Annotated in this window: 11 protein-coding genes; 9 read left to right on the top strand and 2 right to left on the bottom strand. The window is 54.8% G+C overall.

The features are described 5' to 3' along the window. Positions 1-117: 117 nt before the first annotated feature. Both OKF39_RS19115 and mutH read right to left on the bottom strand, forming a co-directional pair. Positions 118-336: a YgdI/YgdR family lipoprotein gene (locus OKF39_RS19115; RefSeq protein WP_014885085.1), complete on the bottom strand. Its 219-nt coding sequence runs from the start codon at positions 334-336 to the stop codon at positions 118-120. A 128-nt stretch (positions 337-464) separates the two neighbouring features. After that, on the bottom strand, positions 465-1,157 hold the full coding sequence (gene mutH, locus OKF39_RS19110) for a DNA mismatch repair endonuclease MutH (protein ID WP_028014286.1): 693 nt from the start codon (positions 1,155-1,157) through the stop codon (positions 465-467). A gap of 683 nt (positions 1,158-1,840) precedes the next feature. Between mutH and rppH the strand changes: the two genes are divergently transcribed. The 9 genes from rppH to recC all read left to right on the top strand — a co-directional run bounded on the left by rppH (position 1,841) and on the right by recC (position 11,792). Beyond that, positions 1,841-2,371: an RNA pyrophosphohydrolase gene (rppH, locus tag OKF39_RS19105; protein WP_097534618.1), complete on the top strand. Its 531-nt coding sequence runs from the start codon at positions 1,841-1,843 to the stop codon at positions 2,369-2,371. 12 nt (positions 2,372-2,383) lie between these two features. Further along, positions 2,384-4,630 (top strand): phosphoenolpyruvate--protein phosphotransferase, encoded by a 2,247-nt coding sequence (ptsP, locus tag OKF39_RS19100; RefSeq protein ID WP_479983259.1) that lies wholly within the window; start codon positions 2,384-2,386, stop codon positions 4,628-4,630. A 192-nt stretch (positions 4,631-4,822) separates the two neighbouring features. After that, entirely contained in the window at positions 4,823-5,698 is an 876-nt protein-coding gene (gene lgt / locus OKF39_RS19095; protein WP_028014284.1) for a prolipoprotein diacylglyceryl transferase, read from the top strand. Positions 5,699-5,704: 6 nt separating this feature from the next. After that, on the top strand, positions 5,705-6,499 hold the full coding sequence (gene thyA / locus OKF39_RS19090) for a thymidylate synthase (protein ID WP_047367463.1): 795 nt from the start codon (positions 5,705-5,707) through the stop codon (positions 6,497-6,499). A 184-nt stretch (positions 6,500-6,683) separates the two neighbouring features. Then, a complete protein-coding gene (locus OKF39_RS19085; RefSeq protein ID WP_069732751.1) occupies positions 6,684-7,148 on the top strand; it encodes a prepilin peptidase-dependent protein in 465 nt (154 codons plus the stop codon). Next, on the top strand, positions 7,139-7,699 hold the full coding sequence (locus tag OKF39_RS19080; RefSeq protein ID WP_479983258.1) for a prepilin peptidase-dependent protein: 561 nt from the start codon (positions 7,139-7,141) through the stop codon (positions 7,697-7,699). Before OKF39_RS19085 ends, OKF39_RS19080 begins: the two co-directional genes overlap by 10 nt. Beyond that, positions 7,696-8,097: a DUF2509 family protein gene (locus OKF39_RS19075; RefSeq protein ID WP_047367465.1), complete on the top strand. Its 402-nt coding sequence runs from the start codon at positions 7,696-7,698 to the stop codon at positions 8,095-8,097. Before OKF39_RS19080 ends, OKF39_RS19075 begins: the two co-directional genes overlap by 4 nt. Further along, on the top strand, positions 8,082-8,405 hold the full coding sequence (locus OKF39_RS19070) for a prepilin-type N-terminal cleavage/methylation domain-containing protein (protein WP_048960720.1): 324 nt from the start codon (positions 8,082-8,084) through the stop codon (positions 8,403-8,405). Before OKF39_RS19075 ends, OKF39_RS19070 begins: the two co-directional genes overlap by 16 nt. A 12-nt stretch (positions 8,406-8,417) precedes the next feature. Beyond that, on the top strand, positions 8,418-11,792 hold the full coding sequence (gene recC / locus OKF39_RS19065) for an exodeoxyribonuclease V subunit gamma (RefSeq protein ID WP_479983257.1): 3,375 nt from the start codon (positions 8,418-8,420) through the stop codon (positions 11,790-11,792). Positions 11,793-11,800 lie beyond the last annotated feature (8 nt).

Raw genomic sequence — 11,800 nt, 5'->3', positions numbered from 1 at the left:
AATAGACATGTAGACCGCGTCAGGAACCTCCCGACAAAGGAATATAAACATGGCAGAGGGGAAGCAAAAGGGGAAGAAAAAAATCAAAAAGGCCAGTAGGCTACTGACCTCCGACTGTTATCGCTCAATAATTTGCGAGACTTCGTCGCGATTGATCTGCATTTTATTGCCTGCCTGGTCGTGGTAGCTGACCAGACCGGTATCATCGTCGACTTCAGGTTTACCGTCAGTCAGGATCATCCGGCCGTCTTTCGTCGCCATGACGTAATCACTGCTGCAGCCCGAAACGGCAAACGCCAACCCGACTGCTGAAATTAACACCGCCCATTTTTTCATCGTTATCGTCCTCATCTGGCTCGTATCAAATCATAGTGTAGTATTAACCCGTTATAGCAACAGGGTGAAGCGGTAAAATCTTAAAAACCAGGCGATTATGTTTGTGAGCTCGCAAAATAAGTAAAAAACTATGTTTTAAGTAAGAAATGACGAGCAAGCAGCGCGCCGGTGAAATTTTTTTTGAGATAAAAGCCGCGCGGCAGCGTCAGTATGGGTTCGCCCATCGCGCCGATCGCCTCGGTAAGCGCTTTGCTGTTTGCCGCTTTCGGGCGCAGCTGTAACACTTCTCCGTGCCGGGCGGTAATTCGCTCGACCTGACCGAGCACAATCATGTCCATCAGTTCTTCCCAGTCCAGGCGCAACTGATGCTCCTCTTCTTCATCCGGGCTCCAGAGCAGCGGCGCGCCAACGCGGCGTTCAGCTAACGGGATCTGCCGTTCGCCTTCAACCGGAACCCAAAGCACGCGATTCAGCTTATGGCGCACGTGGCTGGTTTCCCACGTTACGCCGGTATTGCCGGTTAAGGGCGCAACGCAGACAAAGGTAGTCTCCAGGGGCCGACCCTGGCGGTCGATAGGAATAGTTTTTAACTCTACGCCAAGGGCCGCGAAATCTTGCTCTGGCTTGCTCCCGGCGCTTGCCCCCAGCCACAGCTCCAGAAGCATGCCGATCCAGCCCTTATCTCGTTTCAGATCCTTCGGGATCTGTAGCCCTGCCATCGCCGCCAGTTCGCCCAGCGAGAAGCCTGCAAGGCGCTGAGCCTGCTGTAGCAACTGGCTTTCGCTCGAAGGCGGTGAGAGCAAGGGTGAAAGCGGATGCATGACGATAACCTTTTGATTAAAAAATAAACGAAGAAACAGTCCCCTGTGGATAGAGTTTAACTTTTTCCGTACCAATATTCCATGTGCATGATTTATAGGTTTTTTTATGAATTTTTCACGGTTTCATCAGGGACGCAAAACGGGTTGTTCAAATCTGGTCACTGACAATAAACAGGATCTTACACCATGTTATCCACAGAAAAATGGGATAACTGGGCATAACCCTGACTACTGTTTCAATTTACAGCCTTGACGTGCGACGAAAATCCAAATTTCAGACAAATTGTGCCTAACTTATTGGCACAATCTGTGGATAAAACCGACGCTGTTCGATCTTTCATCAGCACGACGATCCCTACTGTGACGATCGTCACGCTATTCTGCATTTTGTTTGTCGATATGAATATAAAATAATGAAAAATATGGCTTTATGTTGAAGGCGAGAAATGGGAGGGCAGAGGCCATTTCAGGTTGTTCATCGGTAATCAGACACTTCTTCACAACTATATCCACAGAAAAGGTGAATAAAATTGCCCTCAAGACCGCACATCTGTTTATAACTCTGAGCTTATTTGTGAGTTATTCAAATGTTATTAGGTTGCAGGCCTGTAAGAGAGTGGTTTACCGCCTCACTGTAGTGTGAAACAATCATTCATATATAAGGTTTAGTTTGGGGTAGTCCGGTGATTGATGACGATGGCTACCGCCCGAACGTAGGAATAGTAATTTGTAATCGTCAGGGCCAGGTCATGTGGGCCCGTCGATATGGTCAGCACTCCTGGCAGTTCCCGCAAGGCGGGATCAATCCGGGAGAGTCCCCAGAACAAGCGATGTACCGGGAGCTTTTTGAAGAGGTCGGTTTAAGCCGAAAAGATGTTCGCATCCTTGCCTCGACCCGCAACTGGTTGCGTTACAAGTTACCGAAACGTTTGGTGCGTTGGGACACAAAGCCGGTTTGTATCGGCCAGAAACAGAAGTGGTTTCTTCTGCAGTTGATGGGCAACGATTCGGACATCAATATGCAAACCAGCAGTACGCCGGAGTTCGATGGCTGGCGCTGGGTGAGCTATTGGTATCCTGTTCGTCAGGTCGTGTCATTTAAGCGCGATGTTTACCGTAGGGTGATGAAAGAGTTTGCAAGTGTGGTGATGCAGCTTCAGGAGATCCCGCCTAAGCCGCAGAGCGCACCTGCCTGGCGACGTAAAAGAGGTTAAGCTACGCAAATCATGCTCACCCGCTTGCGAGAAATAGTCGAGAAGGTGGCCAGCGCTCCGCGCCTCAACGAGGCGCTGAATATTTTGGTCACTGACATCTGTCTTGCGATGGAGACCGAGGTCTGTTCGGTGTATCTGGCCGACCACGATCGGCGCTGCTATTACCTGATGGCGACCCGCGGTTTGAAAAAGCCGCGGGGGCGCACCGTAACGCTCGCATTTGATGAAGGTATCGTCGGTCTGGTTGGGCGGCTGGCTGAACCTATCAACCTTGCCGACGCGCAAAAACACCCCAGCTTTAAATACATCCCTTCCGTAAAAGAAGAACGCTTCCGCGCGTTTCTGGGTGTGCCGATTATTCAGCGTCGTCAGCTACTCGGTGTGCTGGTCGTCCAGCAGCGCGAGCTGCGTCAGTATGATGAAAGCGAAGAGTCCTTCCTCGTCACGCTGGCGACACAGATGGCGGCGATCCTCTCTCAGTCTCAGCTTGCTGCGCTCTTTGGTCAGTACCGCCATACGCGCATTCGCGCCCTTCCGGCATCGCCAGGGGTGGCGATTGCGGAAGGCTGGATGGACGCCACGCTGCCATTGATGGAGCAGGTCTACGAAGCCTCTACGCTTGATGAAGCGCTGGAGCGCGAGCGTCTTACTGCCGCGCTGGAAGAGGCGGCCAATGAGTTCCGTCGCTACAGCAAGCGCTTTGCCGCTGGTGCGCAAAAAGAGACGGCGGCCATCTTCGACCTCTACTCGCACCTGCTTTCCGACGCGCGTCTGCGCCGTGAGCTTTTTGCTGAGGTTGATAAAGGCGCAGTCGCGGAGTGGGCGGTTAAAAAGGTCATCGAAAAATTTGCCGAGCAGTTCGCTGACCTGACCGACGGTTATCTGAAAGAGCGGGCGGGAGATCTCCGCGCGCTGGGACAGCGCCTGCTGTTCCACCTTGATGATACCATTCAGGGGCCGAATGCCTGGCCAAAACGGTTTGTGCTGGTGGCCGATGAACTTTCGGCAACAACACTGGCCGAGCTGCCGCAGGACAGACTCGCCGGGGTTGTCGTACGTGATGGTGCAGCGAACTCCCATGCCGCCATTATGGTGCGCGCGCTCGGTATCCCTACCGTTATGGGGGCGGATATTCAGCCATCGGTGCTGCACCGCCGCACGCTGGTGGTTGATGGTTACCGCGGTGAACTGCTGGTCGATCCTGAGCCGGTTCTGCTCCAGGAATATCAGCGTCTCATCAGCGAAGAGAATGAATTAAGCAAGCTGGCGGAAGATGACGTTAACCTGCCCGCGCAGCTGAAAAGCGGAGAGCGGATCAAAGTCATGCTCAACGCCGGCTTAAGCCCCGAGCACGAAGAGAAGCTTGGCAGCCGCATCGACGGGATCGGTTTATACCGCACTGAAATCCCCTTCATGCTGCAGAGCGGTTTCCCCTCCGAAGAGGAGCAGGTGGCGCAGTATCAGGGGATGTTGCAGATGTTCAACGACAAGCCTGTCACCCTGCGAACCCTGGATGTCGGTGCGGATAAACAGCTGCCGTATATGCCCATCAGCGAAGAGAACCCGTGTCTGGGCTGGCGCGGGATCCGCATTACGCTCGATCAGCCGGAGATCTTCCTGATCCAGGTGCGCGCGATGCTGCGCGCCAACGCCGCGACGGGCAATCTCAGTATCCTGCTGCCGATGGTCACCAGCATAGATGAAATCGACGAAGCGCGGCGCCTGATCGAACGTGCTGGTCGTGAAGTGGAAGAGATGATTGGCTATGCGATCCCGAAACCACGGATCGGCGTCATGCTCGAAGTGCCATCTATGGTCTTTATGCTGCCGCAACTGGCAAATCGCGTTGATTTTATCTCGGTTGGTACCAACGACCTGACGCAATATATTCTGGCCGTCGACCGGAACAACACCCGCGTCGCCAGTATCTACGATAGCCTGCACCCGGCGATCATTCGCGCGCTGGCGATGATCGCCCGTGAGGCTGAACAGTACGGTATTGATCTCCGCCTGTGCGGTGAAATGGCCGGAGACTCGATGTGCGTCGCGATCCTGATTGGTCTGGGGTATCGTCATCTGTCAATGAACGGCCGCGCAGTAGCGCGCGTGAAGTATTTGTTGCGGCATATCGACATCAATGATGCCCGCGAGCTGGCTGAGCGCAGCCTTGAGGCGCAGCTGGCCGCAGAGGTTCGTCACCAGGTGGCGGCATTTATGGAGCGGCGCGGTATGGGCGGCCTGATCCGCGGTGGTCGCTAATCGTCTTTCGTCCTCTCCTTGTGGAGAGGGCGCCAGTGCGCACAAAAACCTATACACATCTTTTACATCTCTGGCGCATCCTCCGCGCCCGCCTTATGCTATGATTCGCAACTTTGGAGCCTCTGCTTAAGGCAGAATCGCATATCTACCGCTGTCCACTTTCAGCGGAATAACAACATCTTGTGGTGACAGATGAACAGTGGTTATCTGCATTTTCCGGAGTTTGATCCGGTCATTTTCTCAGTAGGACCTGTTTCGCTTCACTGGTACGGTCTGATGTACCTGGTGGGGTTTATTTTTGCCATGTGGCTCGCGGGCCGTCGCGCCAGCCGTCCTGGCAGCGGCTGGACCAAAAACGAAGTTGAAAACCTGCTGTACGCGGGCTTCCTCGGCGTGTTCCTCGGTGGCCGTATTGGGTATGTACTGTTCTATAACTTCCCGGTGTTCCTGAACGATCCCCTCTACCTGTTCCGCGTCTGGGACGGCGGCATGTCCTTCCACGGCGGCCTGATTGGGGTGATCCTGGTGATGGTGATTTTTGCCAAACGCACCAAACGCAACTTCTTCCAGGTGTCAGATTTTATCGCACCGCTGATCCCGTTTGGTCTGGGGGCGGGTCGTCTGGGCAACTTTATTAACGGTGAGCTGTGGGGCCGCGTTGACCCAAGCGTGCCGTACACGATGCTCTTCCCGGGCTCCCGCGCGGAAGATATCGCGCTGCTGCCGTCGCACCCGGAGTGGCAGTCCATTTTCGATACCTACGGCGTGCTGCCGCGTCATATGTCCCAGCTGTATGAACTGGCGCTGGAAGGCGTGGTGCTGTTTATCATCCTCAACCTGTTTATTCGCAAGCCGCGCCCGATGGGAGCTGTTTCCGGACTGTTCCTGATTGGCTATGGCGCGTTCCGCATCATCGTTGAATTCTTCCGCCAGCCGGATGCGCAGTTTACCGGCGAATGGGTACAGTACATCAGCATGGGGCAGATCCTCTCCATTCCGATGATTGTCGCGGGTGCCATTATGATGATTTGGGCGTATCGTCGTCGTCCACAGCAACAACTTTCCTGAGGAACCATGAAACAGTATCTTGAATTGATGAAAAAAGTGCTCGATGAGGGCACGCCGAAAAACGACCGTACCGGTACCGGTACGCTCTCCATTTTTGGCCACCAGATGCGCTTCAATCTGCAAGAAGGCTTCCCTCTGGTGACGACGAAGCGCTGCCACCTGCGCTCGATCATTCATGAACTGCTCTGGTTCCTGCAAGGCGACACCAACGTTGCGTATCTGCACGAAAATAACGTCTCTATCTGGGACGAATGGGCAGATGAAAACGGCAACCTGGGCCCGGTTTACGGCAAGCAGTGGCGCGCATGGCCAACGCCTGATGGCCGCCATATTGACCAGATCACCACCGTGATGAACCAGCTGAAAAACGATCCGGACTCGCGCCGAATCATCGTTTCCGCCTGGAACGTGGGCGAGCTGGATAAAATGGCGCTGGCTCCGTGCCACGCGTTCTTCCAGTTCTATGTCGCAGACGGCAAGCTCTCCTGCCAGCTCTACCAGCGCTCCTGTGACGTGTTCCTCGGCCTGCCGTTTAACATTGCCAGCTATGCGCTGTTAGTCCACATGATGGCGCAGCAGTGCGACCTGGAAGTGGGTGATTTCGTCTGGACAGGTGGGGACACCCATCTTTACAGCAATCATATGGAACAGACGCATCTCCAGCTCACTCGTGAACCGCGCGCGCTGCCGAAGCTGATTATCAAACGCAAACCGGAATCGATCTTCGATTACCGCTTTGATGATTTTGAGATTGAGGGGTACGACCCGTACCCTGGCATCAAAGCGCCTGTCGCTATCTGATGCGGTAAAGCGTGACATAACCGGTGCTGTTTAGCGCCGGTTTTTTTTCGTCTTTATTCCATTTTCCGAGGCGTTATCCAGAAAACGTGCAACGCGCTGCAACTCTCCTGATACTTCGGATAACGCCTCGTAAAACCATTATTCACCGCTCGCCACGCCCACGGCGAATCGCCACACTTCCCGCATGAAAAAAGAGAACGGCTTTACGCTTATCGAAACGCTGGTGGCAGTCTCGCTGGTTGTCATACTCAGCGCCTCAGGTCTGTACGGCTGGGACAGCTGGCAGCGGCAGCAGCGGCTGTGGCAAACCGCCAGCCAGGTGCGCGACTATCTGGTGTTTCTGCGCAACCATGCCAACCGCTACAACCGCGACCATCAAATTAGCCTTCAGCGGTTGGGGGAGACAGAGTGTCTGGTGAGCTCTCCCGTGCAAGGCTGTGAGAAAGGCAGCCCCTTTGTTCTGATTCCACTCTGGCCAGAGGTCGCGGTGAGCGAGGTCACACCGTCATTAGGGTTCTATGGGTTAAGGGATACGGCATGGGCAGGGCGGATACGCCTGCAAAGCCGTGCCGGAGAATGGCTTATCCTGGTCTCAGACGGAGGGCGCATCAGAATGTGTAAGGTCTCACAAGGAGGTTCATGTCGATGAGACAACGCGGTTTCTCGCTGACAGAAGTTCTGATTGCTACGGCCATCAGTAGCCTGTTGTTGATTGGCGCATCGCGCTTTCTACCCGGATTGCAGCAGGCGGTATTACTGCAATCCGGCCAGAGAGAGCTGGAAGAAGAGGTCTGGCAGCGCCTGTTTGCTCTCGGCAAACAGCTTCAGCGTGCGGGTTACTGTGCGGGGAACTGCCAGGGGCAAGGGCTGGCGATCGCAAGGCAGGGCAGCTGCGTCATTGTTCGGTGGGATGCCAACAGTAACGGTCGCTGGGATCGCAATGCATCAGAAAACGACAGCACCGGTTTTCGTCTGGAATCGGGCGCGCTGGAAACGCTTCGTGGGGCAACCTCGTGTGAAGGTCAGGGATGGGAAAAGCTCACGGACCCGGACAGGCTCGCCATCGCGCATTTTGTGGTGAGGAAAGTAACACACACCGGGTTTGCGCCGGAGCTGAATATCGAACTGTCCGCCCTGCGCAACGGCGATCAAGGAGAGCCTTATCAGGCTTTGTATACGGTCACGGGGTATAACCTGTGAACCGTCAACGCGGTATGTCTTCGCTGGCGCTGGTTCTACTTTTACTGGTGCTTGGTACGCTTATCCTCACCGGCCTTAACCAGCAGCTGACAACGTTCAGCGCGCTCGTTGGCGGTGAGAGCCGTTCGCTGCAGCAGCAGGCTTCTGTACAGTCAGCGCTTGAGTGGGGACGCGTTCAGAGCTGGTCACCCGATCCTGAAGTCCAGTGCAAAAAGGCACCCGCCTGGCAAGTGTGTTTGCGGCGGCTGAGTGAGACCACTGTTTTACTGATTGCCGGAGTCAACGACCTGCTGCTCTGGCGTTCAGGAGAGATTATTGACGGTAATATTCGCTTTTCGCCTCACGGCTGGAGTGATTTTTGCCCGCTAAAGGAACGTTCGCTATGCCAGCTGCCGTAAGCAAAGAAAAAGGATTTAGCATGGTTGAGGTTCTGCTGGCGATGATGCTGCTGGTCATCATCGTCACGGCACTGGCCGGCTATCATCGGGCGCTGGCGGCGCGGTTTACGCTGTTTAACCAGTATCGTCAGCTCTGGCACCACGCCTGGAATCAGGCTCAGCTCTCAACAAATGTTCTGCCCGCAGGCTGGCAGGCCAGTCGGGTGCAGACAACGCACGCAGGATGTGTCAGCATCACGGTTACACTTATTTCTCCTCTGGGGCGACGCGGTGAAATAACGCGTCTGCATTGCCCGGTTAGCCAGTAGTCGGGAGCGTCTATGTTAAGGGTCTACCACTCAAATCGTCTGGATGTGCTGGAAGCACTTATGGAATTTATCGTTGAGCGCGAGCGGCTCGACGATCCTTTTGAGCCTGAAATGGTGCTGGTGCAGAGCACCGGTATGGCACAGTGGCTGCAAATGTCGCTTTCCCGTAAGTTTGGCATTGCCGCGAATATTGATTTCCCGCTGCCCGCGAGCTTTATCTGGGAGATGTTTGTTCGCGTGTTACCGGACATCCCCGAGCAGAGCGCCTTCAACAAGCAGGGCATGAGCTGGAAGCTGATGGCGCTGCTGCCGGAGATGCTCCAGCATGATGAATTCGCCATGCTGCGCCACTACCTCAATGACGATACCGATAAGCGCAAGCTGTTCCAGCTGGCGTCGCGCACCGCCGATCTCTACGACCAATATCTTGTTTACCGTTCTGACTGGTTAATTCGCTGGGAAGCGGGCGAACTGGTTGAAGGGTTACCGGAGGCGCAAATATGGCAGGCACCGCTTTGGAAAGCGCTGGTCGAGCATACGGAGAAACTTGGGCAGCCTAAGTGGCATCGTGCCAACCTGTACGATCGGTTTATCTCAATACTCGAAAATGCGTCGGCGCGTCCAGCCCGACTGCCGTCACGCGTTTTTATCTGTGGGATATCCGCATTACCGCCTGTTTATCTGAAAGCGTTGAATGCGCTGGGTAAACATATCGATATTCATATTTTGTTCACCAACCCTTGCCGACAGTATTGGGGGGATATCCTCGACGAACGTTGGCTTGCGCGGCTGGTGACTCGCCAGCGAAAGCGCCTTTTTGAAGAACGATCCGTCCCGCTGTTTAAAGACGGCTCGACTGCCGGGCAGCTTTTTGATGAAGACGGCATCCAGAACCTGCCCAATCCACTGCTTGCCTCATGGGGGAAGCTGGGGCGTGATTATATTCACATGCTCTCCGATATTACGTCATCAGGCGAAGGTGACGTTGACGCCTTTGTCGAGATCGCCCCGGATAGTCTGCTGCATAATATTCAGTTAGATATTCTGGATCTGGAGAACCGCGCCGTCATGGGCGTGACGGCGAAAGAGTTTGAGCGCAGCGACAGCAAGCGGAAGCTGGATGCTGAGGATCGCAGTATCACGATCCATGTTTGTCATAGCCCGCAGCGTGAGGTCGAAGTGCTTCACGATCGGCTGCTGGCGATGCTGCAGGACGACCCTGAACTGACGCCGCGCGATATCGTGGTGATGGTGGCGGACATCGACAGCTACAGTCCCTTTATTCAGGCCGTCTTCGGCAGTGCGACGGGTGAGCGATATCTGCCTTACGCCATCTCTGACCGTCGTGCCCGTCAGTCTCACCCGGCATTGCAGGCATTTATCACCCTGCTTTCACTGCCGGATAGCCGGTTTATCTCCGAAGATGTTCTGGCGTTACTGGATGTTCCCGTGCTGGCAGCCCGCTTCAACATCAATGAAGAAGGGCTGCGCTACCTTCGCCAGTGGGTAAACGAATCAGGCGTTCGCTGGGGCATCGATGACGATAACGTCCAGGAATTCGAGCTTCCCCCAACCGGCCAGCATACCTGGCGGTTTGGCCTGACGCGTATGCTGCTGGGCTACGCCATGGAGAGCAGCCAGGGCGAGTGGAACGAAGTGTTGCCTTACGATGAGTCCAGCGGTTTGATTGCTGACCTGGTAGGGCATTTAGCTTCTCTGCTGATGCAGCTTAACCGCTGGCGCCGTGAGCTAATGCAGCCGCGTCCGCTTGAAGAGTGGCTCCCGGTGTGCAGGGCGTTACTTAATGATTTCTTCCTGCCAGACAACGACACCGAAGCGGCGATGGCGCTCATTGAAACGCAGTGGCAGGCTATCGTTGACGAGGGCGTGAATTCCCACTATCGCGAAGCGATTCCTTTGTCGCTGCTGAGAGATGAGTTGACGCAGCGCCTTGACCAGGAGCGAATCAGCCAGCGTTTCCTGGCAGGCCCCATCAATATCTGTACCCTGATGCCAATGCGCTCAATTCCCTTTAAGGTGGTCTGCCTGCTCGGCATGAACGACGGTATTTATCCTCGGGCCCTGGCACCGCTGGGGTTCGATTTGATGAACGCAGATCCAAAGCGGGGGGACCGTAGCCGTCGTGATGATGACCGCTATCTCTTCCTTGAAGCGCTCATCTCCGCTCAAAGTAAGCTCTATATCAGCTATATCGGTCGCTCCATTCAGGACAACAGCGAGCGCTTCCCCTCCGTTCTGGTGCAGGAACTGGTGGACTATATCGGCCAGAGCCACTATCTGGCTGGGGATGAGGCGCTTAACTGCGATGAAAGCGAGCAGCGGGTGAAGGCGCACATTACCTGTATCCACAGCCGCATGCCGTTTGACCCGGTAAACTATATTGTCAGCGAACAGCAGAGCTATGCCCGCGAATGGCTGCCAGCAGCGAAAAAAGAGGGGAGAGCCCATACGGATTTTATTCAGCCGCTTGATCCGCTGCCCATTAATACTCTGACTTTCGAACAGCTTCAGCGGTTTTGGGCGCATCCGGTGCGCGCCTTCTTCCAGCAGCGATTACAGGTCAACTTCCGCTCTGAAGAGAGCGAAATTCCTGATGCAGAACCCTTTACTCTGGAAGGGCTGGAGCGCTATCAGCTAAACCTCCAGCTGCTTAATGCGCTGGTTGAAGAGGAAGATGCAGACAAACTTTACCGCCGCTACCGTGCCGCAGGACAACTACCTTACGGTGCGTTTGGGGAAATCGTCTGGGAGGCGCAGTGCCAGGAGATGACCGCTCTGGCGGAGCGCGTCAGGGAGCACCGCCAGCCCGGATACAGCATCGAAATCGATCTCAGCTGCAAGGGCATACAGCTCACGGGCTGGCTAACCCAGGTTCAGCCAGATGGGCTACTGCGCTGGCGGCCTTCTCTGCTCAGCGTTTCACAAGGATTGCAACTCTGGCTGGAACATCTTGTCTACAGTGCGGGTGGGAATAAAGGTGAAAGCCGGATCTTCGTGCGCAAAGAGGGCGAATGGCGCTTCCCACCTATGGAGGCAGAACAGGCGTTACGCTATCTGTCCTTGTATATTGAGGGCTATCTTCAGGGAATGAACAAACCCCTCCTGTTACTGCCCGAAAGTGGCGGAGCGTGGATAAAAGCCTGTTATGACGCGCAGAATGATGCGATGTTAACGGATGAGGCTTCGCTGCAGAAAGCGCGCAGTAAATTTATGCAGGCCTATGAAGGAAACATGATGGTACGCGGTGAAGGTGAGGATGTCTGGTATCAACGTCTATGGCGAACGCTTGAGCCAGAATACTTCGAAGCTATTACGGAAGAGGCACAGCGCTACCTGTTACCGTTGTTTAAGTTTAATCAGTCCTGAGCGCTGTA

Source organism: Enterobacter cloacae complex sp. HYC042_NIDB, from assembly GCF_056673315.1.
The sequence above is the reverse complement of the archived record's forward strand: the minus strand, read 5'-3'. Positions and strand labels throughout refer to the sequence as shown.

What these genes read in the sequence shown, in the direction of transcription:
- OKF39_RS19115 (WP_014885085.1), bottom strand. Translation starts at nt 336, where the DNA reads ATGAAAAAATGGGCGGTGTTAATTTCAGCAGTCGGGTTGGCGTTTGCC.
- mutH (WP_028014286.1), bottom strand. Translation starts at nt 1,157, where the DNA reads ATGCATCCGCTTTCACCCTTGCTCTCACCGCCTTCGAGCGAAAGCCAG.
- ptsP (WP_479983259.1), top strand. Translation starts at nt 2,384, where the DNA reads ATGCTCACCCGCTTGCGAGAAATAGTCGAGAAGGTGGCCAGCGCTCCG.
- lgt (WP_028014284.1), top strand. Translation starts at nt 4,823, where the DNA reads ATGAACAGTGGTTATCTGCATTTTCCGGAGTTTGATCCGGTCATTTTC.
- thyA (WP_047367463.1), top strand. Translation starts at nt 5,705, where the DNA reads ATGAAACAGTATCTTGAATTGATGAAAAAAGTGCTCGATGAGGGCACG.
- OKF39_RS19085 (WP_069732751.1), top strand. Translation starts at nt 6,684, where the DNA reads ATGAAAAAAGAGAACGGCTTTACGCTTATCGAAACGCTGGTGGCAGTC.
- OKF39_RS19080 (WP_479983258.1), top strand. Translation starts at nt 7,139, where the DNA reads ATGTCGATGAGACAACGCGGTTTCTCGCTGACAGAAGTTCTGATTGCT.
- OKF39_RS19070 (WP_048960720.1), top strand. Translation starts at nt 8,082, where the DNA reads ATGCCAGCTGCCGTAAGCAAAGAAAAAGGATTTAGCATGGTTGAGGTT.
- recC (WP_479983257.1), top strand. Translation starts at nt 8,418, where the DNA reads ATGTTAAGGGTCTACCACTCAAATCGTCTGGATGTGCTGGAAGCACTT.